Genomic DNA, 25943 nt, shown 5'->3' with positions numbered 1-25943 from the left:
GGTCAGAACTGGAGGGTGAGCGGGCCGTCCGGCACCAGTCCGTCCCAGCTGCCCATCGCGACCTTGCCGCCCATGTCGTTGCACTCTGGCGGGCAGCAGCTGGAGCCGGACTCGTCGTCCCAGAACTCGGGATCGACGTGCAGGCCGGTGGCCTTCAGGAACGGGATGGTTCGGGCGAGGGCGGCGCCGGAGCGGATGTCGTCGTCCATCACGGGCCGGTGGTGGATCATCGAGTCCGCGAACGCCAGACTCATCGGAAGGTACACCTCGGTGCGCTGCAGCGCCTCGTGCCACGCCTCGTCGACGGGCCGGGTGGGGACGATCCTGACGTACGCGCGGGGGTCGCGGCGCGCCTCCCGCCGGATCTGCCCGGCCGCCTTCAGGAAGACCAGCATCTGCCCGATCACGCGCTCGGTGTAGGCGTGCGAGGTGTGGTGCTTCTTGCGGAAGTCGTGCGCGAGCAGGTCGAACGCCCAGGCGGGGATCAGCTCACGCGGGTCCTTGGCGGCGGTGGCCGCCCGCTCGATGGTGATGGTCATGTGCACCTCCGGCGCGCTTCTTGGTTTGGCCCCACATCTCGGGTGCGCGCCTGCTGCCCGGGGGTGGGGTGTGAAGGGCGGCGCGGCCGGGACCGGGGGCGTTGTGTCTACCGGCAGCGCCGCCCCGCTCATGGTTGGGGCGTCAGGTAGCCCGCGATGATGACGGCCGCGCCGGTGAGGTCCTCGGCCTTGGTGATCGGCTCACCCCACGACGTCCAGAACCACATCCGGCCGCCGTCACTATCGCGGGCCCGGCAGACCACCGTGTCGGCCGGTCGCGGGCCGGACTCGCCCTCAATGGCGGGCGCGATCATGATGAGGCTGGAGCCGCCGAGCCGAGTCTCGAATCCCTTGGCGTCCAGCGCCGTCTGAAGCCGGGCGAGGTGGCTGTAGGCGGGAACGGGCTTCTCAGCCATCGATCTCGCTCCGCATCCCCAGCCCGGGCATCATCCGGTCGACGGCAAGCTCGGGATCGTCGATCGGCGCGAGTTCGACGCCGGACCCCCACCAGTACATGCCTCGCCTGGCGCTGACCGTGCGCAGGATGCCGGCGCGGGTCTTGGTCGCGACGGTCAGCTGCTGCACCTCGGCCGCCAGGCCCCGTGCCCGCAGAACGTCGCGCATCGCATAGGCGGCGTGGCGGCAGTCGACCGCGTCCACCTCGTCGAGTGCGGCGCGCAGCCCGGCGCGGGTGTTGGCGCCGAGGGTCAAAGGGCCGCCGCGCCCGCCGTCGCGGGACGCCCGGAAGGACGGACTTCCCTCCCCCGCCTCCATCGTCCAGCCGGGGAACTCCGCGCGCAGATCCGTCAGGTCCTCGCTCGCCGAGTCCTCGGCCTTGGGTACCGTGCTCATAGCCGGACTTCCTTCCGGTCAGGCCCCGGAACCCCGGCGTTCGCCCGCCGGCCGGGGCCGTCCTGTATCTGGTGACACCTTTCGCCCTTCACTCGACCGCAGCGGGGGTTAGCGTGGAAGGCGTTGTCCGTTGGCCACCGGCCCGGCCAACACCAGGCAGCGGTCCACACCGGGGCGAAACGGTGGGTAGCGATGACTCTCGGCGAGACCTTCGGTGAGGCACTCCGCCGGCTCATGGCCGAGCGCGGAATGGGCGTACGCGCCCTGGCCAGAGCGGTGCCGTGCGATGCAGGGCACGTCTCGAAGATGTGCCACGGCCATAAGGGCACGTCCGAGGAGATGGCGATGCGCCTGGACGAGCTCCTTGATGCAGGTGGCGAGCTCGTTGTCCTCGCCCGGACAACAGTGGAAGACCCAGCAGAAGACCCAGGTCAGGCCGATACCGTGGATTCCGGAAGGGGTCATACCGGCGATCTGGACGAGGACGACGAGATGCGGCGACGTCGGCTTCTGCAGGCTTTGGTCACGCTTGGGGCCGCCTCGTCGCCCGGCGTCGAGGCCATTGAGCACATCCGTGACGGGGTCGACCACGCGATCGGGCGCGACGAGTCCTCCCATCTCGATGAGTGGGATGGAGACGGTGGCCGAGTACGGCTACAGCTACCTGCTGCTTCCCCCTCACCTGCTGCTGCGGGATCTGGCCGCCGACCTGGTCACGGTCCAGCAGATCACCGGCCGCATCGCCGGGGAGCGCCTGCCCTGGTACCGGGTGACCGGTGGCCTGGCCGCGCTCATGGCCAAGACGTTGTGCAACCTGCAGCAGCCCCGGCTGGCACGGGACTGGTGGATCACCGCACAGCACGCCGCGGACGCCTCGCGGGACCTCGACCTGGGCCTGTGGATCCGTGGCGAGCAGCTCGTGCACGGCCTCTATGAGGGCCGCCCCACGGCGATCCTGCGGCGCAAGGCGGACCGCGCCGTCGGCACCGGACCGGACGTGGCATACCGCGGCCTGCTGCACGTCCGCACCGTCCGCGCGCAGCTGCTCGCCCTGGACGGGGCAGGCGACGAGGCGGCCGCCGAACTCCGGGAGTGCGAGGAGATCTTCCGGCAGCTTCCTGCCTCGGTGACCGGCGAGGTGCGATCGGTCGCCGGATGGGCCGAGGACCGCCTGCGCTACACCGAGGCGTGGGTCCACGCCCACACCGGCGACCGCGACCGACTCGACGCCGCCGTCGAACGCGCACGGGAGGTACTACCCGGCGACGACCCACGGGTCCGCGTCCAGCTCGACCTGCTGCGCGCCGCCGGGCACGTCCGGGCCGGCGACACGACCGAGGGCGTGCGGCACGCTCACGCCGTCTACGAAGCCCAGCCGGACGAACACCGGACCGTGATGGTGACGAGCCTCGCCCGTCAGGTCGCCGACGCCGTTCCCCCGCAGAGCCGTCATGAGCCCCTCGTCGCCGGCTACCGCGAGCTGCTGGCTTCCGGATCGTCAGAGCGCAGGGCGATCACGTAGAGGTCGAACCACGGTTCGGTCTCGCCCTCGCCGCCGGGTGTGCGTCCGGCGTGCCGCCACCCCCACCGGCGATACATCGCCTGGATCTCGTGCTCGTGCGGCGCTGTGGCGAGCGTGGCGCGTTCCTCGACCCGTCCGGCGAGCAGTTCGTCCAGGAGGCGGCGGCCGAGGCCCCTGCCGTGATGTGAGGGACGCACGGCGAGGTCGATCACGGCGAACGTCCGCCGCCCTGTCTCGGCTGTGAACCCGGCAGGCGGGGCCGGTTCGAGTCCGTCCCACCACGATGACCCCTTCAGCGGCGCCCCGTAGGCGAACCCGGCCAGCACGCCCTCCTCTCGCACGGTCACCGCCTCGAAGCCCGGCGTTCGGAGCAGGCGGTCAATGCGGGCCCGGTAGTCGCCGAGGTCGTAGTCCGGGAACGCCTCGGCGTACACGGCCTCGATCTCGCCGAACCGGTCGCGCGCGGCGTCACCGTCGAGGTGCTCGATGTTCACGATTCGAGTGTCCCCCAGGAGTTCCCGAAGCCTTCCCGGCCGTGCATATCGAGTGCACATGGGGCCGGGAAGTGCAGGGATTTCTTCGGGAACTCTTCGGGACACTTTTGCCAGGTCAGGACGGCGATTCGAGGCCCCGCCGCTGGTCATTTCCGCGGCCTGTACCGAACACGCAGTTCGGCAACAATCCGGAGCTGAGGCGGCGCTCCGGCGGCCTCACCGTCCGCCTGCACGAGGACGACGCCAAGGCACGCGGGCTGACCGACGGGCAGCGGGTCAGGGTCGGCAACGACCGGGGCGCTTTCGAGGCCGTGCTGAAGATCACCGACCAGGTCAGGCCGGGCGTCGCGGCGACCTCGAAGGGCCACTGGGCCAAGCTCGCGGGCGGCGCGAACGCCAACGCCGTCGTCGACGAGCGCGACACCGACCTCGGCGGCGGTCCCGTCTTCCACGACACCCGCGTGGAGATCAGCGGTCCTCCGTGACGCGGCCGTCACGATCCGTCCGACCGGTACGGTATGACCCGGAGGGATCATGACTGTTCAGGCCGATACCGGCGCCCTGCTCGACCGCGCCCGGAAGTACGAGCGGCAGGGGAGGCCCGGGGAGGCCGCGGCCGCCTACGCCAAGGCCGCCGAGGCCGTGGAGGCGCGCGGGGACTGGACGTCCGCCGTGGCCGTGCGGGCCCGGTACGCCCGCGCGCTCGCCGCGGCTGGGAACACGGGCGAGGCGCAGCGCGTCCTCGACGTGCTCGACCGGGGCGCCGCGTCGCTGCCGGGCGAGGTCCGGGCGGGCCTGGACGCGCAAGCGGCGCACGTCCTGGCGGCGGCGGGCCGGACAGGCGAGGCGGCGAGGCGCGCCTGGGCCGCGATGTCGGGGTTCGGATCGCTGCAGGACGTCAAGCGCGCCGGTGCGGCCGGGGTCCACGCCGCGCGGCTGATCGTGAAGGACGCGGGGCCGCGCGCGGCGCTTCAACCGCTCCGCGAGCTGCTGGCGCAGATGCCGCCGGGCGGGGACGAGCACCGGCAGGTCGCCAAGCTGCTCGCGGACGCCGAACGGCGGCCCGACCGGAACTACGACATCCTGATCACCGATCCGGGCAGCGCCGCGTGGGGACGCCTCGCCGCGGCGCTCGCCGTGGGCGCGCACCTGGCCGTCGGCAACGGGGTCTCCTGGAACAGCCTCGCCGACCACGACGAGAGCACGGGCGACGACCGGGTCCTGCTGGAGCGTGACTGGGGCATCACCGACACCGCGAGCTGGCGCAAGCAGATGGACGCGCTGCTCGACGCCGAGAACAGCGACGCGGCGATCCAGATGGTGCTCGACCAGCGCGGCCGCGGCACCGACCAGCGGGCATGGCGCGACGCGATCGTCGCCTGGTGCAGTGAACGCGACATCTCCGACCAGACCGTCCGGGAGGTCGTGGAGCTGTCCGGGCAGATCCTGCGGTACGAGGCGCGGTTCCGGGCGGACGGCCTGCTCCCGCCGGACGGCCTGGTCGAGAGCGTCTACGGCTACGACTTCGGGCGCGCGGTGAACATGGCCCGGTGGGGCCTCAACGCCGGATACTGCGACGCCGAGGAGGCCGAGAAGTGCGTCCTCACGGCGGGTCACCGCGCCCACCAGGTGTATCAGTCGTGGGGTTCGTTCTCCGCCGGGTACGTCCTCGGCCGGATGCTGCGGTTCGACGAGGGCGAGTTCGGCGAATGGTACGAACGCTCCCTCGCCGGCCACCGCATCCTCACCGAGGACTCCGAAAGCCCATGGCGGCGCATGGCCTGGGGCTGACCGCGCTAGACCAGGGCGTCGATGTCGGCGATGACGGCCTTCCGCCCGTCCCCGTCCAGTGACGAGGCGAGCACGGCGTTGCGGGCCAGGTCCGCCAGCTCGGCACGGCCCAGCCCGAAGACCTCCGCGGCGACGCGGTACTCGCCGGTCAGGGTGGTGTTGAACATCGGCGGGTCGTCGCTGTTCAGGGTGACGAACAGCCCTTCCTCCAGCATCCGCGGCATCGGGTGCTCGGCGAGGGCGGCGACCTGGCCCGTGCAGACGTTGGACGTCGGGCACACCTCCAGCGGCAGCTGCGTCTCACGCAGGTGCGCGACGAGGCGCGGGTCCTGCATGCAGCTGATGCCGTGGCCGATGCGCTCGGCGTGGAGCCCCTCGATGGCCTCCCAGATCGTCTCGGGACCGGTCATCTCCCCCGCGTGCGGGAGGCTGCGCAGGCCCGCGGCGCGGGCGGCGGCGAACGCGGCGCGGAACGCGTCCCGGTGCGGCGGGCGCATCTGCTCGATGCCGCCGATCCCGAACCCGACGAGCGCCTCCGGCGGGTGCTCCAGAGCGTGGTCGATGGTGCCGCGGGCGCCGTCGGCGCCGAACTCGCCGGGGATGTCGAAGATGTAGGCGACCTTGATGCCGAGACGGTCGCGGGCCTCGCGGACGGCGAGGTCGAGCGCCTCGGTGATCGCGGGCATCGGCATCCCGGCCCGCTGGTGGGTGTACGGCGTGACGGTCAGCTCGACGTACCGGACGTTCTGCGCGGCGAGGTCGCGGGCGACGCCGAGGACGAGCGTCCCGACGTCCTCCGGGGTCCGCACGAGGCTGGAGACGGACTCGTACACCTCGGCGAAGTGCGGGAAGTCGCGGAACTCGTAGAAGGCGCGCAGCTCGCGCTCGTCCACGGGGACGGGCCCGTCCGGGTGGCGGCGGGCGAGTTCGAGGACGGTGGGGACGGAGGCGGAGCCGACGAGGTGGACGTGGAGCTCGACCTTCGGGAGGGCGTCGATGAACGCCGCGATGGTGGTGTTCTCGGTAGGCACGCCGCGAAGCTAACAGGCGCCCGACCTGCCAGGACAGGCAAACCCGGCGAATCTCCCAGAAAATTGTCAGAAATGCCGATCGTGCGGCAGGATGGACCCGTGCGGGCGGCTCGGTTGATCTCTGTGGTGCTCCTCCTGCAGTCGCGGGAGACGATGACGGCGGCTGAACTGGCGCGTGAGCTGGAGGTCTCCGAGCGGACCGTCTACCGGGACATGGAGGCGCTGTCGGCGGCCGGGGTCCCGGTCTACGCCGACCAGGGCCGCGGCGGTGGGTACCGCCTGGTCGGCGGCTACCGGACGCGGCTCACCGGGCTCACCCGCGAGGAGGCCGAGGCGCTGTTCCTGTCCGGACTGCCCGGCCCCGCCGGGGACATGGGCCGCGCCGGCGCGCTCGCCGCGGCCGAGCTGAAGGTCCTCGCCGCGCTGCCGGCGTCGCTGCGGGACGCGCCGGCCCGCGCGAACCAGCGGTTCCACCTCGACGCCCCGGGCTGGTTCGGCGAGACCGGCCCCCCGCCGCTGCTGCGCGACCTCGCCCGCGCCGTCTGGGACGACGAGATCGTCGAGCTGCGCTACCGCCGCAAGGACTCCGAGGTCGCCCGCACGGCGGAGCCGTACGGGCTCGTCCTCAAGAACGGCACCTGGTACCTGGTCGCGCGGGTCGGCGGCCGGCACCGCACCTACCGCGCGGACCGCGTCACCGCCGTCCGGCCGGCCGGTGGGTTCTTCCAGCGCGACGAGGACTTCGACCTCGCCTCCCATTGGCGCGAGCAGGCGGGCGCGTTCGTGCGCTCGATGCTGCGCGAGGAGGTCACCGTGCGGCTGAGCCCGGCCGGGATGCGCGCCCTGCGGTACGCCGTCGAGCCGCACGCGGCGCGGCGGGCCGCCGAGGAGGCCGGCGAGCCGGACGAGCGGGGATGGGTGGTGACCACGCTCCCGGTGGAGTCGATGGTCGTCGCGGCGTCCGAGCTGCTGCGGCTCGGACCGGAGGCCGAGGTCCTCGCCCCGGCGGAGCTGCGGGAGCGGATGGCGGGCGACGCCGCCCGGCTCGCGGAGCTGTACCGCGGGCCGGACGGCCCCCCGCCGGGCCGCGGCGCCGCTAGCGGTAGCCGGTGACGTCGGCGGGCTTGCCCGCGTCGGCGACCTCGGTGATGTAGCGCCAGGCGTCGGGACGGCTGCCGTCGGCGTCGGTGAACCCGTAGACCTGGGCGAGCCCGCCGCTGGACGGCGACGCCCCGTTCCAGCGGGCGCGGTCGGGGTCGGCGGCGAGCGCCGCGACGGCGCGCCCCACGAACGCGGGCGACTCGGAGATCGCGAAGTGCGGGATCCGCTCCGTGGCGTCGCGCCAGTTCTCCTCGGTGACGCCGTAGATGTCGAGCATCGCCTCGGAGCGCAGCCATCCCGGGGTCAGTGAGAGCGCCGTCGCCCCGTACGGCGCGATCTCCTCGGACTGGGCGAGCGCCATCCGGATGACGGCGCTCTTGGCGAGGTCGTAGAAGAACCCGACGTCCTTGCGGTACTTCGCGTTGTACTCGGCGGTGCCGTCGGTGACCTCGACGACGAGGCCGCCGGGCTCGCGGATCAGCAGCGGCAGGGCGTGATGGCTGGTGATGGCGTGGGTGTCGATGGCCAGCCTCAGCATGTGCAGGCCGTCCTCAAGGGACTGCTCCCACAGCTTCTTGCCGAACTCGAAGAGGCGGTCGCCGCCCCAGACGTCGTTGACGAGAACGTCCAGCCTGCCCTGCTCGTCGTCGATGCGGCGCACGAGCGCGGCGACCTGCGCCGGGTCGAGATGGTCGACCTGGACGGCGATCCCCTCGCCGCCGGCGGCGGTGACCAGCTCGGCGGTCTCCTCGATGGTCTCGGGACGGTCCATCTCCGAACGGTGCGCCCGGGTGGACCGTCCCGTCACGTACACGGTCGCTCCCGCGGCGCCGAGTTCGGTGGCGATCCCTCGCCCCGCTCCGCGCGTCGCGCCGGCGACCAGTGCGGTCTTGCCTGTCAGTGCACGGCTCATGAGGACGATGCTGGCACCGAAACCTGACAGGCGGCGTCAGGGTTCCGTCCCGGCCGGGCGATTTTCGGTCAGGTGAAGATGCTCACCCCGCCGGGCCCGACGAGGAGCCCGACGACGATGAGGACGATGCCCCAGAGCAGTTCGCGCCGGGCGAGGATCACATAGATGCCGGCGATCACCAGGATCGCCGCGATGATCGAGAGGATGGTAATCATGGCCCCGGACGTCCCCCCGGAGGACGCCGAGAAACAACCACTTCGTTCCGGGTGCCCGAAATGCCCTTTATATGCGGAAGGGGGAGGACGGGCCTCCCCCTTCCACCGGGATAACGGCGATCATCCGCGTCGCGCGAGCGCGGCGCGATGTGGCCGACAACAAGTCTTCCGCCGAGACCGGGGTCGCGACAGGAACCTCAGGACCATTTCCGGCCCCCCGCCTCTAGTGCTTCGGAACTAGAGGCTGTTCCACTCCGGGGAGGGCCCGGCCTATGACCGGCACAGGCGCAGGACGTTCGCCACGATCCGGTGCCCGGCCCCGCCCGCCGCGGTGAGGATCGACTCCGGGTGGAACTGGACGGCCCAGCGCCGCCGCTCCGGCGCCTCGATCGCCATGACGACCTCCCCGGTCAGCGCCGAGACCTGGAATCCCTTCACGCGCTCGGGCGTGGCGTGCAGCGAGTGGTACCGGGCCGCGGTGATCTCGTCCGGCAGGCCCCGGAACAGTTCGCCGCCCGCGACCTTCACCCGTCCGGGCTTGCCGTGCGACGGCTCGGGCAGCAGCGCCAGCTCGCCGCCCGCGTGCTCGACCATCGCCTGCAGTCCGAGGCAGACGCCGAAGACCGGCAGGTCCCGGGCGTCCAGCTCGTCCAGCAGCGCGCGGGTGCCGAAGTCCTCCGGGCGTCCGGGGCCGGGCGACAGCACCACCAGGTCGGGCGCGTGCTCGTCCAGCATCCGCACCGGGAACCCGTGCCGCAGGGTGACCACGGCCGCGCCGTGCTGGCGGAAGTAGTCGGCGAGCGTGTTGACGAACGAGTCCTCGTGGTCGACGACCAGCACCTTGAGGCCGTCCCCCGGCTGCTCGGGAAGCGGCGCCTCCTGCGCCGCGGCGGGCCCGTCGCCCTTCCGCGCGGTGGCGAGCGCGCTCAGCAGGGCGCTCGCCTTGAGGTGCGTCTCGCGCTCCTCCTCGTCGGGGTCGGAGTCGTACAGCAGCGTCGCCCCCGCCCGGACGGTGGCGACGCCGTCGCGGATCTGCGCGGTCCGCAGCGTGAGGCCGGTGTTCATCGAGCCGTCGAAGCCGACGCAGCCGACCGCGCCGCCGTACCAGCGGCGCGGGGAGTCCTCGTGGTCCTCGATGAACTGCATCGCCCACGCCTTGGGCGCGCCGGTGACGGTCACCGCCCACATGTGGGTGAGGAACGCGTCGAGCGCGTCGAAGCCGGGTCGCAGCCGTCCCTCGATGTGGTCGACGGTGTGGATCAGCCGGGAGTACATCTCGATCTGCCGGCGGCCGAGGACGCGGACGCTGCCGGGGACGCAGATCCGCGACTTGTCGTTGCGGTCCACGTCGGTGCACATGGTCAGCTCGGACTCGTCCTTGGCGGAGGACAGGATCGTGCGGATCTGCTCGGCGTCCTCCAGCGCGTCGGTGCCGCGCTTGATCGTCCCGGCGATCGGGCACGTCTCGACCCGGTCCCCGCTGACCCGCACGAACATCTCGGGCGACGCGCCGACCAGGTACTCGCCGTCGCCCAGGTTGAACAGGAACTCGTACGGCGCCGGGTTCGTCTCCCGCAGCCGTTCGAAGAACGCGGCGGGCGCGTCGCAGCGCCCGTACATCGCGTGCCCCGGCGTGACCTCGAACAGGTCGCCCCGGACGAACTTGTCCTTGGCCTCCCGCACCATCCGCGCGTACACGCCCGGGACGGGCTGCGCCGGCAGCCCCGCCGTGGGCCGCACGGGCGTCGTCCCGGTGTCGCGCGGCAGCCCGGCGGTGCTCGCCCCGTCCACCTCGAACTCGTAGGAGATCCGGTGCGAGGTCTCGCGCTTCCGGTCGACGACGACCATCTCGTCGGCGAGGTGCAGGACGAGGTCGCGCTGGTCGTCCGGCCGCTCCAGCCGGGTCCGCAGCGGCTCGAACTGCAGCGACAGGTCGTACCCGAACGCCCCGTACAGGCCGAGGTGCGGGTCGTCGCAGCCGAACAGGCCCACCACGGCGCGCAGCGCGGTGAAGACGGTCGGCCGGCGGCTGCGCTCCTCCTCGGTGAAGAACTCCTCCGACGGCGGCACGAAGACCTCGAACAGTCCCGGCTCGTCCGCCCGCACCTCACCGACGTCGCGGAGCACTCCGGCGAGGGCGGGCAGGACGACCCGCCCGCGCTCGTTCAGCGGCCGGACGGCGACCGCCCGGCCCCGCGCGACGATTTCCAGGCAGGGATCGGCGTAGGCCATGTGCCAGCGGCTGTAGCGGCCCGGATACTCCATGCCGGAGCTGAGCACGCCGCCGCGCCGCTCCCCCACGGCCGCGACGAGGGCGTTCAGGACGCCGGACTTGCGCTCGGGGTCGACCGGGACGGCGGTACGGGTCACCCGTACGCCCCCGGCCGTCACGAACTCGCTGGTCAGCGGCTTTTGTGAGACGGTCTCCACCGCGGTGGCCCCTCATGTCGGGCCCCCACCCAGGCGGCGAGCATGAAAAAACGACCGCCGGGTGGGGGCGGTCGCCTGGTCTGAGCATGCAAGAACCGGCGCCGCCTCAGCGGCGCCACCACCACCGGGAGGCTGCGGTTCGCATGCGCCAAAGCTACCATGGACCAAGGACGCAAGGGTTCACTTACAGCATGGAGAGAGCGGCGCCCATGACCAGGAAGAACACCGAGTTCGAACTGCGCGGGGTCAACCATCTCGCGCTCGTCTGCAGCGACATGAAGCAGACGGTGGACTTCTACCAGGGCGTCCTCGGCATGCCGCTGATCAAGACGATCGAGCTCCCGATGGGCTGGGGGCAGCACTTCTTCTTCGACTGCGGCGGCGGCAACGCGCTGGCCTTCTTCTGGTTCCCGGACGCCCCCGAGCCCGTCCCCGGGGTGTCCGCGCCGAAGACGCTGCCCGACCGCGGCGAGCTGCTGTCGGCCGTCGGGTCGATGAACCACGTCGCCTTCGACGTCCCGCCGGAGCGCATCGAGGAGTACCGCGACCGCCTCATCGCCAAGGGCATCGACGTCGGCGTCCTCCTCAACCACGACGACAGCGAGTTCGGCGTCGCGCCGGAGAACCACGAGGGCGTGTTCGTGCGCTCGATCTACTTCAAGGACCCCGACGGCATCCTGGTGGAGTTCGCCGCCTGGACGCGCGAGCTGAACCGGCCCGCCGACGTGCGGCACGAGCCGAAGACCGCCGCCGAGCGGACCGTCTGACCGCCCCTCTTACCGGCCAGGGAACGGCCCATGACCTGGCGGTTCCCTGGTGGAACGATCCACCCAAGTCGTGCCGCCGCTGAGATCGGGCTGTGATCCGCCGCTGGGTAAGCTCGCCCGGCCGAATTCCCGGGCACGGCCCCGTCTCGCGACCCGAACGGAGCGTGCGCGGGCGACACGAGGAGGACCCCCTTGACTCCTGACAACTCGAAGGAACCGGCCGCGGCGCAGCCCCCGCCGCCTGAGGGCCGTTCGGATCGGAGTGGCTGGAACTGGCTGCTGGTGGTGCCGGTGGTGGTTCCGCTGCTGACGCTGTTCTACAACAGCGACACCCCGCGGCTGGGCGGGTTCCCGGCCTTCTACTGGATCCAGCTGGCGTTCATCCCGCTCGGCGTCGCCTGCACCGTCGTGGTGTACCAGATGACCCGGAAGCGGGGCTGAGCCGATGGCGCGCGACCACCTCACCGAGATCATCGTCTTCGCCGTCCTGTTCGCGCTGGTCAGCGGGATGGGTTTCGTCGCCGCCCGGTGGCGGCGGCCCGACACCATGCACAGCCTGGACGAATGGGGCCTGGGCGGCCGCAGCTTCGGCAGCTGGATCACCTGGTTCCTGATCGGCGGCGACCTGTACACCGCCTACACCTTCGTGGCCGTCCCCGCCCTGGTGTTCGGCGCCGGCGCCGCCGGCTTCTTCGCCGTCCCCTACACCATCGTGGTCTACCCACTGGTGTTCCTGATCCTGATCCGGCTCTGGTCGGTGTCGCACGTGCACGGGTTCGTCACCCCCGCCGACTTCGTCCGCGCCCGGTTCGGCTCGCCGACGCTGGCCCTGGTCATCGCGATCACCGGCATCGTCGCCACCATGCCCTACATCGCACTGCAGCTGGTCGGCATCGAGGCGGTGCTGAAGGCGATGGGCGTCAACGGGCACTGGCCGATCATCATCGCCTTCGTGATCCTGGCCGCCTACACCTACCAGTCCGGGCTGCGGGCACCGGCGTTGATCGCCTTCGTCAAGGACGTGCTGATCTACCTGGTCATCATCGTCGCGGTGCTGTACATCCCGGCCAAACTCGGCGGCTGGGGCGACATCTTCGACGCCGCCAAAACCAAATTCGACAAGTCGCCCGCACCCGGCGACGGGATCACCATCGCCGGCAGCGGGCAGCTGAACTACGCGATGCTCGCACTCGGGTCGGCGATGGCGCTGTTCCTGTATCCGCACAGCGTCACCGGCGTGCTGGCCAGCCGCAACCGCAACGTGATCAAACGGAACATGGCGGCACTGCCCGCCTACAGCTTCGTCCTCGGCCTGATCGCGCTGCTGGGCTACATGGCCATCGCCGCCGGCGTCAAACCCATCAGCACCGACGGCAAACCCGACACCAACACCGTCGTCCCGGTGCTGTTCGACCACATGTTCCCCGACTGGTTCACCGGCGTCGCGTTCGCCGCCGTCGGCATCGGCGCGCTCGTCCCCGCCGCGATCATGTCGATCGCCGCGGCCAACCTGTTCACCCGCAACATCTACAAGGAGTACATCCGCCGCGACGCCGACGCCAAAGAAGAAGCCACCGTCAGCAAGCTGGTGTCGCTGATCGTCAAAGCCGGAGCGGTGGTGTGCATCCTCGCGCTCGACCCCGAATTCTCCATCGACCTGCAGTTGATCGGCGGCGTCATCATCCTGCAGACGCTGCCCTCGGTCGGACTCGGCCTGGTCACCCGCTGGTTCCACCGCGGCGCCCTGATCACCGGCTGGGCCGCCGGCATGGCCGCAGGCCTGTGGATGCTGTACCAAATCCCCAACCCGGCCAAGGGCAAGGAGCACTTCGGCGGCTCGGCCTACCCCCTCAGCGACCTCGGCCTGGACACCCAGACCACGGTGTACGCCGGGATGCTGGCGCTCGCCGTCAACGTCGTGATCGCGGTCGTCGGCACCGTGATCTTCAAGGCCGCCAAGCTCGCCGACGGGGAGGACGCGACACGCACCTCCGACTACCTGGCCGACGAGGGCGACCCGAAGGTCAAGGACCTGGAGGTATCCGCCAGCACCTGATCCGGCTCCGTCCGGGCACGGCTAGGGCCCGGCCGTCCGCCCACGCGGACGGCCGGGCCGTCTCCTTCCGGCTCTCAGCTCTGGGATCGGGGCTCGTCGGACATCTGCGGGGCGCGTGCGCCGGACGCGGCGGCGGGCAGCCCGCCGAGGACGAGGTCGACGAGCCCGTCCACGACGGCCTCCCGCGGCACCTCGTCGGCGTGGTCGAGCCACCAGTCGCCGGCCGTCTGCACCATGCCGACGATCGCGTGCCCCCACACGTAGGCGCGGGTCCGGTCCGCCATCTCCCCCTCGGCGACCATCACCTCGGCCAGTTCCCGGCTCACGTCCCGGATCATCGTGCTCATCGCGCTGTGCGTGGCCGTGTCCTCGGCGCTCGCGCGGTGCATGAGGAACCGGTAGAGGTTGAGGTTCTTGGAGATCGTCGCCAGGTAGGTGTCGATGGTGGAGCGGGTGCGGTCGCGGATCGGGTCGCCGCGGGAGAACTCGTCCCGGATGCCCTCGATCAGCTTGCGCGTGTGCCGCTCGGCGAGCGCCTGGTAGAGGCCGCTCTTGTCGCCGAAGTGGCGGTAGAGGATCGGCTTGCTGATCCCCGCCTCGGCGGCGATCGCGGCCATGGACGCCTCCGGGCCCTCCCGCTGGATGACCCGGTCCGCGGCCTCCAGGAGGGCACGGCGGCGGCCGGGATCACGCCGTGATCCCGGCCGCGGCCGGCCCACCGTACTCGTCATGGACAGAAAGGTATCCGGGGTGTTACCCGGTGACAACACCGGCTGGCCTGCGCGGAGCCTCCCGGCTACCGGGCGAACGCCTGGAGTTCGGCCGCCCGGACGACCCCGGCCAGCGGGGCGGCGGTGCCGCAGTCGGTGCCGGAGCGCGGATCGTCGTCCTGCTCCCCCGCGTACGCCGGCGCGCCCGTGCACTGGCTGGAGACCACCTGCAGCCGCAGGTGCGTCGCGGTGACGTCGCGCAGGTCGAACGAGCGCAGGGTGATGTCGGGCGCCGTCGGACGCGGCCGGTCGGCGGGGAAGGCGTCGGCCGGGCTGGTGTAGACGGTCCGGTACGAGCCCGCCTGCGAGCAGTCGGCCCTGGTGGCGTCGCAGGCCAGCAGCCGGAAGTCGCGCAGCGCCGTGAACCGGTTCTGCGCGCCGCCCGCGCCCTCCGGATCGCCGGCCGCCGACGGCCGCAGCATCGCGCTGACCTGCACCCGGCCGACCCTGACCGGGCGGTCGCCGGCCAGGTCGACGGTCACCTGGCGGCCGGCGGCCGGCGCCTGCACCGACTGCCAGTTCGTCGTCTCCGTCTCGTCCAGCAGCGCCGTCTGGGACTGCCCGTCGCCGGTGGCGGTCGCGCCGTTGACGCTCGCGGCCTCGTTCCGGGACATCTCGACCGTCAGGGTCCGCCGTGACGCGCCGACCGTGGCGGTGAAGCGCTTGTGGCCGAAGCCCTCGCCCACCGCGACGAAGGAGTAGCGGCCGGGCGTGATGGCGAACGTGGCTCCGAGGGGCGTCGCCGGGTCGGTGTCGGCCACCGGGACGGCGCGGGCCTCGTAGTCGCCCACGTACAGTCGGACCTTGCCGCCCTTGGCGTCGCCTCCGGGCTTGAGCGTCAGGCTGGCGTTGCGCGACATCGGCGAGGCGAAGCCCGGCGTGGGGTCGGCGTCGGCGGAACCCTTGCTGGCTGCGGCCGATCCCAGGCCGTGTTCAGCGAAGACCTTCCACATCAGCGCGTGGTCCTTGCCGCCGAAGCGAATGGTGTCGGCGGCGAGCAGGGCGTTGCGATGGTCCACGTAGCTGACGGCCCCGGTGGCCATGAGCAGCAGCGCGTCGAACGACAGTTGCGCCCACCGCCGGTTGCCCGGGCACTTGGCCACCGGCACCGCACCTTCGGCGCATTTGCGCTGCAGCGCCGCATTGCCAACGCCATACCTCTGGAGGAACGCCTGACGCAGGTCGAACTGCGTGGCGGTCCAGATCTCACCGTCGGCGTGCACCTGCGCGCCGACCAGGTCGTAGCCGAGGTCGCTGTAGTTGAGCGGGCTCCGGCTCATGTCGTAGTTGCGGATGCCGGCGCGCTCGTCCCCGGTGACATAGGCGCCGATGACGTACGGCGTCCGGCCGGGCGCGCGGAACCCGTGCTCGCCGAGGTACTCCATGGCGAGCAGGTCGGACGTGCTCTCGTTCATGGCCCCGGCCTGCGGCCCGCTCCACCCCGCGTCCGGCCCGGCGATCATGCGGCCGGAGATGGCGTGGGTGTACTCGTGCCCGATGACGGTCATGTCGAAGTCGCCGTCGACGCACGGCGAATAGAACGCGCCCGCGATCGGCTGCCACAGGTACATGTTGCTGATGGTCGGGGTGCCGTCGGGCGGGGTGATCTGGTTCGCGTTGTCGCGGATCTGGGGGAACCTGGCGCCGGCCTGGGCGTTTCCCTGCTCGGGGTCGCCGCCGAGGCCGCCCCGGTCGCCGTTGTCCGCCTGCATGTTCCAGGCCGACTCCGTGAAGCCGAGCCGGTAGGACCAGTCGTGCATGCGGTTGTGCTGGACGAACAGGTTGGAGATCGCCGGCTCCAGGTCGGCTTCCTGCGGGCTGTCCATGGTCGCGGGGTCGCACTTGCCGGTGTACCACTGGTTGGCCCAGGGATACCGGTAGGCGCGGTCCGGCTTGGGGGCGCTGGTCCGTGTCCCGACGGTGAAGGGGTCGCTGCTCGCGCGGTTCTCGTACGTGCGGGCCGCATTCCCCAGACTGGTCGTGGTCGAGGCGCCGGTCGCCGGGTCGACGTCCCAGGGCCGCCCGCTGGAGGGGTCGCCCCCGACGACGGACCGGCAGCCCGCGGCGGGGCGGAAGCACCAGATCTGCCGGGTGTCCCGGGACGAGTAGTCGCCGGACGGAGTGGCCGGGAACACCGCCCAGCGCGGGTCGTCGCTGTCGTGGTCGACGAGGTTCTCCCGCACGAGCACCTTGCCGGTGCGCGCGTCGACATAGGACGTGACCGCCTTCGGCTCAGCCCCGGAGGCGTCCATGAGCGTGATCTGGTAGGCGCTGCGGACGCCCTCGGCGGTGGGCACCGCCACCAGCCGCGCCTTGCGGGTGCCGGCGGACGAGACGGCGATGCCCGCGTCACGGCCGGCCGCGGTCACCGCGTCCTTCTGGGACAGCGTGGCGGGCGCCGGGGCTGCGTCGTCGCGGGCGAGCGTCGAGGTGACCGAGACGACCTCGCCGCCGGCCACGCCGATCGCCACCAGTCCGTCATAGCCGGCGGGCAGTTCACCGAAACGCTGGCGCAGCAGCACGGCGGCGCCGTCGCCGATGGGGTTGACCGCGACCTTCTCCAGGGCGCCGACGGCCGCGGCGTTCAGGCCGAACAGATCCCGATGGGCGGTCAGGTACGCGCGCGCCGCCTTCTCTGGGTCGCCGGACAGCCCGGTGGCCAGGGGCCGGGCGCCGGTCACGGAGGCGGGCGTGCCGAGCCTGTTCCACCGCACGGCCACGCCGCGCGCGGCGCTCCGCTGGCGGCCGGTCGGGGCGAGGTCGCCGGTGCGGGCGTCCTTGTCGGGCAGTTCGGCCTGCTCGCCCGGTGGCCGGGGGCGCGGTGGCGGCGGTTCGGCCCGGCCGGGGACCGCAAGGCCGAAGGTGAGAAGAGTTCCGGTGGCCGCCAGCGCGGTCACGGTGGTCCGGCGTGTCCTGGGCACCTTTGCCTCCTGGAGGCGGCGGACGGACCCGTCGCAGCGGATCCGCCGGGGTGATCACCCGGCGGATGAAGAGACAAGCAGCACCCAACGGGCACAACCATGGCGATTCACGACGCCTAGCACACGCCGACGGACGGCGATCTTCGCCGTTGACAGCGGCCGCTCGCTGTGGAGCGCGAGCACACGGGCGCGAACGTCCCGGCGGACCCGGACGTCGCGGCCGATGAGTTCCGCGGCCGGGACCGGTCGTAACAGTGGTGAGTTGTGCCGAGGAGGTTCGGAAAGGAGCACGGACATGAGCGCCGTACGGGTTCTGGTCGGCACGCGCAAGGGCGCGTTCATCCTCACGGCGGACGGGAGCCGCGACCGGTGGGAGGTCAGCGGGCCGCACTTCGGCGGCTGGGAGATCTACCATGTCGCCGGCTCCCCCGCCGATCCGGCACGGCTGTACGCCTCCCAGTCGAGCGGCTGGTTCGGCCAGCTGATCCAGCGCTCGGACGACGGCGGCGCCACATGGCGGCCGATGGGCAACGAGTTCCGCTACGAGGGGGAGCCGGGCACGCACCAGTGGTACGACGGGACCCTCCGCCCGTGGGAGTTCACCCGCGTCTGGCACTTCGAGCCGTCGCCGGACGATCCGGACACCGTCTACGCCGGGGTGCAGGACGCCGCCCTGTTCCGTTCGTCCGACGGCGGGCGGACCTGGCAGGAACTGCCCGGGCTGCGCAATCACGGCTCGGGGCCGGACTGGCAGCCGGGCGCCGGCGGGATGTGCCTGCACACGATCACCCTCGACCCGGTCAACGCGGGCCGGATGTTCGCGGCCATCTCCGCGGCGGGCGTGTTCCGCAGCGACGACGCGGGCAAGAGCTGGCGCGCGGTGAACCGCGGTCTGCGCTCCGAGGGCATTCCGGACCCGGGCGCCGAGGTCGGCCACTGCGTCCACCGCGTCGCCATGCACCCGTCCCGCCCCGAGGTCCTGTTCATGCAGAAGCACTGGGACGTCATGCGGAGCGACGACGCCGGTGAGACATGGCACGAGATCAGCGGTGACCTGCCGAGCGACTTCGGCTTCCCCGTCGCCGTCCACGCGCACGAGCCGGACACCGTGTACGTGGTGCCGATCAAGAGCGACTCGGAGCACTACCCGCCCGAGGGCCGGCTGCGGGTCTACCGCAGCCGCGCCGGCGGCCACGAGTGGGAGCCGCTGACCTCCGGGCTCCCGCAGCGCGACTGCTACGTCAACGTGCTGCGGGACGCGATGGCCGTCGACTCGCTCGACCCGTGCGGCGTCTACTTCGGCACGACCGGAGGGCAGGTGTACGTGTCGGCGGACGCCGGGGACGGCTGGACGCCCATCGTCCGCGACCTTCCGGCCGTCCTCTCGGTGGAAGTGCAGGTCCTGCCATGATCCGCGTCGTGCTCCCTGCCCATCTGCGCGCGCTCGCCGGCGTCGACGGCGAGGTGCTGCTGGACGTCCCGGAGCGGGTCACGCTCGATGCGGTGCTGGACGCGCTGGAAGCCCGCCATCCGGTGCTGCGCGGGACCATCCGCGACCACACGACCAAGCGGCGCCGCGCGTTCGTGCGCTTCTACGCCTGCGCCGAGGACCTGTCCCATGATCCGCCGGACGCCCCGCTCCCCGAGCTCGTCGCCACGGGAACCGAACCGTTCGTCGTCGTGGGAGCCATGGCGGGCGGCTAGTCCCGCGGATCCGCCGGCTCGCGCAGACGCAGCAGGACGGGACCGTACAGGCCGGATGCGCGCTGGCCGGTGAAGACGAAGTGCGTCGGGCTCACCTCGTCGAGGTAGGGCGCGAGGGTCCCGCAGACCAGGACCTCGATCTCGTTCTCCCCTTCGCGCAGGGCCGTGCCGAGGTCGAAGCGGTACGGGGTGCAGATCCGGACGCCGGCGGAGGCGCCGTTGACCGTGACCTCGGCGGTGCCCCGCACCCGCCCGAGGTCGAGCGTGGCCGCGGCCGGTGCCCTGGGGAGGTGGAGCACGCGCCGGTACCGGACGGCGCCGCTGTACCCGGCGAGCCCGGCGTCCTCCCAGTCGCCCAGCTCGATCGTGCCAGGGCCCGCGGTGAATCGCACCGGCCCGGCGAGCGCCGCGCCCGCGTGGTGGCCGGGCAGCGTCCGGATCCGCAGCTCGGCCGTCCGGGCGGACGGAGCCGCCGGACCCGGCAGCGGCATCTCCGGCGCCGGTTCGAGCGGCTCGCCGTCCAGCGTCGCCTCCAGCAGTTCTCCGCGGACGTCGACCGCCATGTGGATCGCGCCGGGCGGCACCGTGAAACGCAGTCTCTCCACCCGCGGGGCTCCCTCCGGCGGCGCGAGCAGCGCGGGCAGGACGACGCCCGTTCCGGGATCGTCGTCGAGCCACATCGCGCCGGGCAGCGGATGAGGCCGCCGACGCAGGTGAAGGGACGCCGGGTCGCCGTACTGCGCGCGTTTCGCGACGACCGGCACCGGGTCGCCGTCACGCGCCGCGGTCCAGCCGGAGCCGGAGACGACCGGGCCGTCCACGAGCACCGCGGGCGGCGTCTCGGTCTCGGTGAGGACCAGCGTCAGCTCGCCACCGGTCACCCGGTACCGGCCGACGCGCGGCACCTCCTGTTCGGCGTACGGGTCGAATCCGCCCTGGCGGCCGATCTCCTCGCCGTCGAGGAGGATGCGGCAGGGCGCCGCCGAGGCCACCTGCAGCGTCGCCTCCCCCGCCGACGCGGGGAGGGAAGCGCTGAGTGCGACCCGCGCGCCCGCCCGTGCCGGGCCGGGCACGGTGATCCACTCCGGCCGCCGGTACCGCTCGCGGTCGGTGACGACGGCGAGGTGGGCGCGCAGCCGCACGTCCTCGTCCGGAGCGAGCCGCAACTCGACGTCGTGCTCGCCGGCCGGGACGGGGGTCTCCGTGATCGCCAGGTGGCCCCGGTCGTCCAGCGGGACGGTCACGCCGTCCACCCGCAGCGTCTTGGCCGCGGCCGCGCCGACGGCCACGAAGCCGCCTTGGCCGGGCACGGTCAGGCGGGCGCGGAACACCACCGCGTCTCCGGCCTGGACCTCGCCGAAGTCGAGGAACTCCTCGGGGACGTGCCCCTTGGGGCCGAGGAAGGCCCGGTGCAGGGCGTCCTTGCGGATACCGCGGGAGTCGGAGTACACGGCGGGCAGCGGGCGCCCCTCGGACTCCCGGTACCAGACGCCGTGCGGGCCGAACGTGGCGTGCACCTCTGCCCAGTCCGTCTCCTCTTCCGTCCGGTGCCACAGGGTCCAGCACTCCAGCGGGACGTCCTGACCGGCCGGACGGGCGAAATCTCCCCAAGTGTTGTCCAGGGTGGGGACCAGACCCATCGTCCAGGAAGAGCCAAGGTCGAGGACGGTCTCCCGTACCGCCGGTGCCGGGCTCGGCACCGCGGCGTCCGCACCTCCCGGAAAGAGGAGCAGCGCGGCGGGACCATCGTCGAAGGGGACGACCACCTCCACGGAGGCGCCGTCCACCGCGCGCGCCTCCAGCGGGCGCGGCGCGCCCCCGAACGGGCTCGCCAGGAACGCGGGCCCGCTCACACCGCGCACCCGCACCCGCATGTCCCGCTGATAACGCTCCGGGTCGAAGTCGTAGGTCACGTCGAGCCAGCCGAGGTCGGCGCCGCGCTCGTCGGGCCGCTCCACCGACACGCGGCTGGCCATGGACGGCGCGGCCGTCAGGAACACCACCGTGGTCCCGTCGACCTCCCGGACGAGCGCGGGGACCGGCGCGTCCACCCGGCGGGCACCGGCAAGGGCCGTGGCGAGCGCGTCGGCGTCCGGCACGACCTCCATCACGGCGCGGAGCCGCGCCACCGCCTCGCCGGCATCCGGGTCGCCGACCCCGTGGCGGGGCAGGTCCCCGACCGCGATGACCCGGCCGCCGTGCTCGGCGAGCGCGGTGAGCCTCCGCGCCGTCTCCCCTTCGAGCACGGCGCAGGACGGAAGCAGGACGATCCCGTACGACTCGTCCGCGACGTCCAGCCGTCCGTTCGAGAAGGTGGCCCGTTGCACGGAGTCGTCGTCCACCACATCGGCGTCGATCCCTAGCCGGTCGAGCGCTCCGGGCACCATCCGGAACCAGGCCATGTCGCCGACCAGGTCCCGATAGGCGTCCTGGGCCTGGGCGGCGGCGGGATCGACGCCGTCCAGCCGCGTCCCGGCCTGCGCGGTCGCGGTGGGGAACAGCACCGCCACGTCGCAGACGTGACGTCCCAGCGAAAGCGCGGCGCAGAGACGGGTGACCGCCTCGGCGAAGACGCGATAGTGCCGCCAGTAGGGCTGGCGCCAGTCCGTCGACGGCGGCGCCCACTCCCACCAGCCCGCCTTGGTCGTGTAGTAGACGGCGTGCGGGTTGTAGAGGGTCGCCCCGGAGCGCAGCCAGGGAAGCAGCCAGTCGAAGGTCTCCTCCAGCGTGCCGCCCCAGCCGCTGGAATGGAACGCCTCGATCCAGGTGCGGTCCCGGCCGTACAGGTGCGCGAGTGAGGAGTGGATGCGCGCGTCGCCGTGGTGGTCGGACCCGGGGGCGCCGAACCAGCGGTGCGTGCGCGCATAGTCGGCGTACAGCCTGACGCCGTCCACCGGCAGCCCCGCCCGCGCCGGATCCTGCTGGTCGCAGCCGTGCAGCAGGCCGTGCTGCTCGTGCCACCCGGCCAGCGGCCGGAAGAACGCCTCCTCGGCCAGCTCGGCGCGGGTGAGATGGTAGTCGCGGCGGACCCGGAGGGCGTCCCGCCCGCCGTCCCCCCACAGCGCTTCGAGGTGCGGCGTCACGTCGTAGCCGCGGCGGCGTTCGAACTCTCCGGCGAACCCCTCCGACCAGGTCGGGAGCGCGGGCAGCTCGTCCTGGAACGACCCGGCGATCACATTTCCGAGCCGGTGCCCGAGCCGCCGCGCGAACTCTCCGTGCACCCGGTCGAGGAGCACCGCGCACGCCTCGGCCGACAGGTAGTCGAAGCCGCGCACGTCCGCCCGCCCGTCCGGCCGGAGCCAGCGTCCCGCGAAGGCGGGGACCTCGCGGACCAGACGGGCCTGCAGATCGGCGCCGGAGAAGCCGAGCTGGTCGTAGAACCACAGCGACACGCCCAGCTCGGCGGCGTCCTCGCAGACGGCGTCGAGCAGTTCCCACCAGGCGGCGGAGAAGAACTCCGGCTCGTCGGCGTCCGCGCCGAACATCGGGCCCGACGGCGCCAGGTTCAGCACGACCAGGTTGTACACACCGCCCTCGGCGAACCGTTCGAGCTGGCGGCGCAGCCGCCGCCGGTCGAGCCGCTCCCCGCTCCACCACCAGATGGGCGCAGGCGAGAACGCGGCGGGCGGCGCATCCAGCACGCCCCGCAACCGCCCCGAAATCGCTTCCCTCATCCCTGCCCCCGGTGGGGGCCGACCCCCCACACCCCCCGGTTCGCTGCGCTCATCCTTTGAGCCCGCTCGCGAACCCCTTGATCACGTACCGCTGCAGGACCAGGAAGATCACGATGATCGGCAGGGCGGCGAGCACCAGGCCGGCGAAGACCAGCCCGTAGTCCGACACGTACTGCCCGACGAACGCGAAGATCCGCACCGGGACGGTCTCCCGCGCCGACCCGCCCAGGTACAGCAGCGGCGTGAAGAAGTCGTTCCAGATGAACACGGCGTTGAGGATCAGCACGGTACCGGTGATGGGCCGCAGCAGCGGGAACACCACCCTGGTGAAGGCCTGCAGGTGGCCAGCGCCGTCGATCAGGGCGGCGTTGGCGTAGTCCCCCGGCAGCGCCCGGATGAACCCCGTGTACAGGAAGATCGTGAACGGCAGCTGGATGCCGGTGTAGAAGACGATCATCCCCTGGTAGGTGCCGAGCAGGCCGGCCGAGTCGACCAGCTTGAACAGCGGGATCATGCCGAGCTGGAACGGCAGCACGATGCCGAGCAGGAACAGCACGTACAGCGCGTACCCGAGCCGGGAGGCGCAGCGGGCCAGGAAGTACGCGGCGAACGAGCCGATCGCGATGAGCGCCACCAGGCTGACCGCCGTGATCACCGTGCTGTTCAGCAGCGCCGAGCCCAGCGACGCCCGCGACCAGGCGTCGGAGTAGTTGGCGAACGTCGGCGACGACGGCGGGGACAGCGGCGCCGAGGCGATCTGCTGCTTGTCCTTCAGCGACAGCGTGACGAGCGCGTACACCGGGAACAGGAACGCCAGCGCGACGGCGATCATCAGCACTTCGAGCGCGAACGTGCGCAGTCCGTACCGCAGGCTCATGCCACCTCCCGGCCGCGCAGGTACTGGATCTGGATCAGCGAGACCGCCGCGACGAACAACGCCAGCACCAGCGCGATCGCCGTGCTGTACCCGTAGTTCCCGAAGACGAACGCCTGCTTGTAGAGGACGGTCGACAGGGTCTCGCTGGAGTGCCCGGGGCCGCCGCTCGTGGCCGCGTAGACCTGGTCGAACAGCTTGAGCCCGCCGATGGTGGACAGCATCACGTTGATCGTGACGGCGGGCGCCAGCAGCGGCCAGGTCACGCTGCGGAACCGCTGGAAGCGGCCGGCGCCGTCGATCATCGCGGCCTCGTGCAGTTCGGCGGGCACGCCCTCCAGCCCGGCCAGGAAGATGACCATCGAGTAGCCGGAGAACTGCCAGATCACCATGCCGGCCACCGACCACAGCGCCAGGGAGGGGTTACCGAGCCAGTCCTGGCGCAGCGAGCCGAGGCCGACGGAGCCGAGGATCGCGTTGAGTCCCGCGTCCGGCGCCGGGTTGTAGACGTACTTCCACAGGAACGCCACCATCACGGGGCTGACCACGGCGGGCGCGAAGAACACGACGCGCAGCACCGCGCGCGACCTGATGCGCGTGTGGACTCCCAGCGCGAGCAGCAGGCCGATGCCGTTCTGGACGACGACGATCGCGACCGTCAGCAGCAGCGTGTTGACCAGCGACCCGCGCGCGGCGTCGTCGTCCAGCAGGCGCTGGAAGTTGTCCACGCCGTTGAACGACCGGTCGCCGATGCCGTTCCAGTCCGTGAAGGCGTAGACGACTCCGCTGAGGCTCGGATAGAGGACGATCAGCGCGTAAACGAGCAGGGCGGGCGCCGCGAACCACCACGGCGGCGTCAGGAAACCTTTCCGCCGCCGTCGGCGGGGCGGCGCCGCGGGGCGGGCCGCGCCTTTGGAGGGGCCGGCGGCACCGGCCGCCGAAGCGGCCGGTGCCGGGCGTGCAGTCGGGGACACCGATTACTTCTTCCGGTAGGTCTCGTCCAGCTTGGCCAGCCCCTTGGCGACCGTGGTCTTGCCCGCGAGGAGTTCCTGCACCATCGCGAAGTGGGCGGGCTGCACCTCGGCGTTGGGCCATGCCTGGTCCATGAACGGGACGGCCTTGTTGCCGTCCATGTAGGGCAGGAACGGCTTGAGCACCGGGTCGATCTTGGACGAGGAGTCGCGCACCAGGGGGACGCACGCGACCGCCTCGGACCAGCGGTTGATGTTCTCCTGCTCGCCGAGGAACGCGATGAAGTCCTTGGCCGCGTCGCGGTTCTTGCTGCGGGCGCTGACGCCCAGCCCGACGACGACGCCGGCGGGGATCCACACCTGCGCCGGGTCGTCCGCCCCGGGAACCGGGAACATCGACAGGTCGGCGGCGTTCGGGGCGGCCTTCCGGAAGTCGGGCAGGACCGCCGAGACCTGGATCGCCATGGCGGCCTTGCCGGTGGCGACCATGGACGTCGCCTGCTCGAACGTGGTGCCGTTGGGGTTGTCGTTGAAGTACCCGCGCTTCTGCAGGTCCAAATACATGTCGAGGGCCTGGACCCAGCCGGACTGGGCGAAGGACGCCGTCCCCGCCTGCATCCGGCTGTCGAAGTCCGGGACCTTGGCGTACACGGTGGACGGGACCAGCGCGTAGGTGATCAGCTGGGTGATCCACGGGGTCTGCGCGCCGAGCGCGATCGGGATCTTGCCCTTCTTCTTGATCTTGTCGCAGACCTCCAGGAACTCGCTCCAGGTCTTCGGCGGCGCCACCCCGGCCTCGTCGAAGACCTTCGTGTTGTAGATCGCGCCGATCACGCTGGACCCGGCGGAGTAGATGAAGGTCTTGCCGTCCTTCTGGAACGCCGGCTTCAGGCCCGCCGGGATCTTCTTCGTCCACGCCTGGTCGCTCAGGTCGGCGAGCAGCCCGGCCTGGGCGATCTGCGCCATGCTCATCGCGCTGCCGTTGCCCGGGTAGACCACGTGCACGTCCGGCGCGTTGCCCGCGCCGAGCTGCGTGCGCACCGAGGTCTGCACCTGGTCGGTCGGTGCGAACGACGTGCTGAACTTCGCCTTGGTGTAGGCCTTGGTGAGCAGGTCGAGCGGCTTCTGCTGGTCGGCCACCCCGACCAGGCGCAGGGTCCCCGATCCGCCGGACGACCCTCCGCAGGCGGCGAGGGCCGCCGGCAGCGCGGCCGCCGCGGCGACCCCGCCGGACAACCGCAGGAACCCGCGGCGGCTGAGGGCCGCCCTCTCGAACGACGATGTCATCTGTCCTCCTCGCGTTCATGGCGCGGCCCGC

23 protein-coding genes and 1 pseudogene are annotated in these 25943 nt (G+C 71.9%); 10 read left to right on the top strand and 14 right to left on the bottom strand.

Annotation, left to right across the window (positions count from 1 at the left end; all coding sequences use genetic code 11):
* Positions 1–2 precede the first annotated feature (2 nt).
* From ACQPXG_RS21895 to ACQPXG_RS21885, 3 genes are all read right to left on the bottom strand, one after another.
* Positions 3–539 carry a hypothetical protein gene (locus tag ACQPXG_RS21895; RefSeq protein WP_433469558.1) on the bottom strand — a complete coding sequence of 179 codons (537 nt, stop codon included), beginning with the start codon at positions 537–539 and terminating at the stop codon, positions 3–5.
* A 128-nt stretch (positions 540–667) separates the two neighbouring features.
* Positions 668–955 (bottom strand): hypothetical protein, encoded by a 288-nt coding sequence (locus ACQPXG_RS21890; protein ID WP_433469557.1) that lies wholly within the window; start codon positions 953–955, stop codon positions 668–670.
* Complete coding sequence (locus tag ACQPXG_RS21885; RefSeq protein WP_433469556.1) at positions 948–1391, bottom strand: hypothetical protein; 444 nt, start codon at positions 1389–1391, stop codon at positions 948–950. The genes ACQPXG_RS21890 and ACQPXG_RS21885 overlap by 8 nt, the downstream gene beginning before the upstream one ends.
* Positions 1392–1583: 192 nt before the next feature.
* Here ACQPXG_RS21885 and ACQPXG_RS21880 point away from each other — a divergent pair.
* Together ACQPXG_RS21880 and ACQPXG_RS21875 are read left to right on the top strand one after the other, a co-directional pair.
* Positions 1584–1718: pseudogene (locus tag ACQPXG_RS21880) on the top strand (helix-turn-helix domain-containing protein); the annotation flags it as partial.
* 304 nt (positions 1719–2022) lie between these two features.
* On the top strand, positions 2023–2913 hold the full coding sequence (locus tag ACQPXG_RS21875) for a hypothetical protein (RefSeq protein WP_433470195.1): 891 nt from the start codon (positions 2023–2025) through the stop codon (positions 2911–2913).
* On the opposite strand, the gene ACQPXG_RS21870 is transcribed toward ACQPXG_RS21875, so the two are convergent.
* On the bottom strand, positions 2862–3407 hold the full coding sequence (locus tag ACQPXG_RS21870) for an N-acetyltransferase family protein (protein WP_433469555.1): 546 nt from the start codon (positions 3405–3407) through the stop codon (positions 2862–2864). The genes ACQPXG_RS21875 and ACQPXG_RS21870 overlap by 52 nt on opposite strands.
* Positions 3408–3478: 71 nt before the next feature.
* Here ACQPXG_RS21870 and ACQPXG_RS21865 point away from each other — a divergent pair, with 71 nt between their 5' ends.
* Together ACQPXG_RS21865 and ACQPXG_RS21860 are read left to right on the top strand one after the other, a co-directional pair.
* Positions 3479–3892: a molybdopterin dinucleotide binding domain-containing protein gene (locus ACQPXG_RS21865; RefSeq protein ID WP_433469554.1), complete on the top strand. Its 414-nt coding sequence runs from the start codon at positions 3479–3481 to the stop codon at positions 3890–3892.
* Between the two features lie 49 nt (positions 3893–3941).
* Positions 3942–5198: a DUF1266 domain-containing protein gene (locus tag ACQPXG_RS21860; protein WP_433469553.1), complete on the top strand. Its 1257-nt coding sequence runs from the start codon at positions 3942–3944 to the stop codon at positions 5196–5198.
* 5 nt (positions 5199–5203) lie between these two features.
* Here ACQPXG_RS21860 and add read toward each other — a convergent pair whose 3' ends face one another.
* Positions 5204–6229: an adenosine deaminase gene (gene add, locus ACQPXG_RS21855; protein ID WP_433469552.1), complete on the bottom strand. Its 1026-nt coding sequence runs from the start codon at positions 6227–6229 to the stop codon at positions 5204–5206.
* A 99-nt stretch (positions 6230–6328) separates the two neighbouring features.
* Between add and ACQPXG_RS21850 the strand changes: the two genes are divergently transcribed.
* The gene (locus ACQPXG_RS21850; RefSeq protein ID WP_433469551.1) at positions 6329–7342 is read left to right on the top strand and encodes a helix-turn-helix transcriptional regulator; all 1014 of its coding nucleotides are present in this window, start codon (positions 6329–6331) and stop codon (positions 7340–7342) included.
* On the opposite strand, the gene ACQPXG_RS21845 is transcribed toward ACQPXG_RS21850, so the two are convergent.
* The 3 genes from ACQPXG_RS21845 to ACQPXG_RS21835 all read right to left on the bottom strand — a co-directional run bounded on the left by ACQPXG_RS21845 (position 7326) and on the right by ACQPXG_RS21835 (position 10888).
* Positions 7326–8243 carry an SDR family oxidoreductase gene (locus ACQPXG_RS21845; protein WP_433469550.1) on the bottom strand — a complete coding sequence of 306 codons (918 nt, stop codon included), beginning with the start codon at positions 8241–8243 and terminating at the stop codon, positions 7326–7328. The genes ACQPXG_RS21850 and ACQPXG_RS21845 overlap by 17 nt on opposite strands.
* 68 nt (positions 8244–8311) lie before the next feature.
* Positions 8312–8458 carry a GPGG-motif small membrane protein gene (locus tag ACQPXG_RS21840; protein ID WP_433469549.1) on the bottom strand — a complete coding sequence of 49 codons (147 nt, stop codon included), beginning with the start codon at positions 8456–8458 and terminating at the stop codon, positions 8312–8314.
* A 270-nt stretch (positions 8459–8728) separates the two neighbouring features.
* Positions 8729–10888: an anthranilate synthase component I gene (locus tag ACQPXG_RS21835; protein ID WP_433469548.1), complete on the bottom strand. Its 2160-nt coding sequence runs from the start codon at positions 10886–10888 to the stop codon at positions 8729–8731.
* Between the two features lie 209 nt (positions 10889–11097).
* Here ACQPXG_RS21835 and ACQPXG_RS21830 point away from each other — a divergent pair, with 209 nt between their 5' ends.
* The 3 genes from ACQPXG_RS21830 (at position 11098) to mctP (ending at position 13711) form a co-directional block, all read left to right on the top strand.
* Positions 11098–11655 carry a VOC family protein gene (locus tag ACQPXG_RS21830; RefSeq protein WP_433469547.1) on the top strand — a complete coding sequence of 186 codons (558 nt, stop codon included), beginning with the start codon at positions 11098–11100 and terminating at the stop codon, positions 11653–11655.
* 192 nt (positions 11656–11847) lie between these two features.
* Positions 11848–12096 carry a DUF3311 domain-containing protein gene (locus tag ACQPXG_RS21825; RefSeq protein WP_433469546.1) on the top strand — a complete coding sequence of 83 codons (249 nt, stop codon included), beginning with the start codon at positions 11848–11850 and terminating at the stop codon, positions 12094–12096.
* Between the two features lie 4 nt (positions 12097–12100).
* Positions 12101–13711, top strand: a complete 1611-nt coding sequence (gene mctP, locus ACQPXG_RS21820; protein ID WP_433469545.1) for a monocarboxylate uptake permease MctP — start codon at positions 12101–12103, stop codon at positions 13709–13711.
* A 74-nt stretch (positions 13712–13785) separates the two neighbouring features.
* On the opposite strand, the gene ACQPXG_RS21815 is transcribed toward mctP, so the two are convergent.
* Both ACQPXG_RS21815 and ACQPXG_RS21810 read right to left on the bottom strand, forming a co-directional pair.
* The gene (locus tag ACQPXG_RS21815) at positions 13786–14442 is read right to left on the bottom strand and encodes a TetR family transcriptional regulator (protein WP_433469544.1); all 657 of its coding nucleotides are present in this window, start codon (positions 14440–14442) and stop codon (positions 13786–13788) included.
* A 65-nt stretch (positions 14443–14507) separates the two neighbouring features.
* A complete protein-coding gene (locus ACQPXG_RS21810; protein ID WP_433469543.1) occupies positions 14508–17402 on the bottom strand; it encodes a M36 family metallopeptidase in 2895 nt (964 codons plus the stop codon).
* Positions 17403–17697: 295 nt separating this feature from the next.
* Here ACQPXG_RS21810 and ACQPXG_RS21805 point away from each other — a divergent pair, with 295 nt between their 5' ends.
* Both ACQPXG_RS21805 and ACQPXG_RS21800 read left to right on the top strand, forming a co-directional pair.
* On the top strand, positions 17698–18813 hold the full coding sequence (locus ACQPXG_RS21805; RefSeq protein ID WP_433469542.1) for a WD40/YVTN/BNR-like repeat-containing protein: 1116 nt from the start codon (positions 17698–17700) through the stop codon (positions 18811–18813).
* Between the two features lie 8 nt (positions 18814–18821).
* Positions 18822–19106 carry a MoaD/ThiS family protein gene (locus ACQPXG_RS21800; RefSeq protein WP_433469541.1) on the top strand — a complete coding sequence of 95 codons (285 nt, stop codon included), beginning with the start codon at positions 18822–18824 and terminating at the stop codon, positions 19104–19106.
* Here ACQPXG_RS21800 and ACQPXG_RS21795 read toward each other — a convergent pair.
* From ACQPXG_RS21795 to ACQPXG_RS21780, 4 genes are read right to left on the bottom strand one after another with little or no spacing between them, the layout of a single operon-like run.
* Entirely contained in the window at positions 19103–22780 is a 3678-nt protein-coding gene (locus ACQPXG_RS21795; RefSeq protein ID WP_433469540.1) for a glycosyl hydrolase, read from the bottom strand. The genes ACQPXG_RS21800 and ACQPXG_RS21795 overlap by 4 nt on opposite strands.
* Before the next feature lie 49 nt (positions 22781–22829).
* Positions 22830–23657 carry a carbohydrate ABC transporter permease gene (locus tag ACQPXG_RS21790; protein WP_433469539.1) on the bottom strand — a complete coding sequence of 276 codons (828 nt, stop codon included), beginning with the start codon at positions 23655–23657 and terminating at the stop codon, positions 22830–22832.
* A complete protein-coding gene (locus ACQPXG_RS21785; protein WP_433469538.1) occupies positions 23654–24628 on the bottom strand; it encodes a carbohydrate ABC transporter permease in 975 nt (324 codons plus the stop codon). The genes ACQPXG_RS21790 and ACQPXG_RS21785 overlap by 4 nt, the downstream gene beginning before the upstream one ends.
* Positions 24629–24631: 3 nt before the next feature.
* A complete protein-coding gene (locus ACQPXG_RS21780) occupies positions 24632–25912 on the bottom strand; it encodes an ABC transporter substrate-binding protein (protein ID WP_433469537.1) in 1281 nt (426 codons plus the stop codon).
* Positions 25913–25943 lie beyond the last annotated feature (31 nt).

The organism is Spirillospora sp. CA-128828, assembly GCF_050945415.1.
In the GTDB taxonomy this organism is placed as follows: Bacteria; Actinomycetota; Actinomycetes; order Streptosporangiales; family Streptosporangiaceae; genus Spirillospora.
The sequence above is the reverse complement of the archived record's forward strand: the minus strand, read 5'-3'. Positions and strand labels throughout refer to the sequence as shown.

What these genes read in the sequence shown, in the direction of transcription:
- ACQPXG_RS21795 (WP_433469540.1), bottom strand. Translation starts at nt 22,780, where the DNA reads ATGAGGGAAGCGATTTCGGGGCGGTTGCGGGGCGTGCTGGATGCGCCG.
- ACQPXG_RS21840 (WP_433469549.1), bottom strand. Translation starts at nt 8,458, where the DNA reads ATGATTACCATCCTCTCGATCATCGCGGCGATCCTGGTGATCGCCGGC.
- ACQPXG_RS21845 (WP_433469550.1), bottom strand. Translation starts at nt 8,243, where the DNA reads ATGAGCCGTGCACTGACAGGCAAGACCGCACTGGTCGCCGGCGCGACG.
- ACQPXG_RS21875 (WP_433470195.1), top strand. Translation starts at nt 2,023, where the DNA reads ATGGAGACGGTGGCCGAGTACGGCTACAGCTACCTGCTGCTTCCCCCT.
- ACQPXG_RS21885 (WP_433469556.1), bottom strand. Translation starts at nt 1,391, where the DNA reads ATGAGCACGGTACCCAAGGCCGAGGACTCGGCGAGCGAGGACCTGACG.
- ACQPXG_RS21780 (WP_433469537.1), bottom strand. Translation starts at nt 25,912, where the DNA reads ATGACATCGTCGTTCGAGAGGGCGGCCCTCAGCCGCCGCGGGTTCCTG.
- mctP (WP_433469545.1), top strand. Translation starts at nt 12,101, where the DNA reads ATGGCGCGCGACCACCTCACCGAGATCATCGTCTTCGCCGTCCTGTTC.
- ACQPXG_RS21790 (WP_433469539.1), bottom strand. Translation starts at nt 23,657, where the DNA reads ATGAGCCTGCGGTACGGACTGCGCACGTTCGCGCTCGAAGTGCTGATG.
- ACQPXG_RS21805 (WP_433469542.1), top strand. Translation starts at nt 17,698, where the DNA reads ATGAGCGCCGTACGGGTTCTGGTCGGCACGCGCAAGGGCGCGTTCATC.
- ACQPXG_RS21830 (WP_433469547.1), top strand. Translation starts at nt 11,098, where the DNA reads ATGACCAGGAAGAACACCGAGTTCGAACTGCGCGGGGTCAACCATCTC.
- ACQPXG_RS21890 (WP_433469557.1), bottom strand. Translation starts at nt 955, where the DNA reads ATGGCTGAGAAGCCCGTTCCCGCCTACAGCCACCTCGCCCGGCTTCAG.
- ACQPXG_RS21860 (WP_433469553.1), top strand. Translation starts at nt 3,942, where the DNA reads ATGACTGTTCAGGCCGATACCGGCGCCCTGCTCGACCGCGCCCGGAAG.
- ACQPXG_RS21815 (WP_433469544.1), bottom strand. Translation starts at nt 14,442, where the DNA reads ATGACGAGTACGGTGGGCCGGCCGCGGCCGGGATCACGGCGTGATCCC.
- ACQPXG_RS21895 (WP_433469558.1), bottom strand. Translation starts at nt 539, where the DNA reads ATGACCATCACCATCGAGCGGGCGGCCACCGCCGCCAAGGACCCGCGT.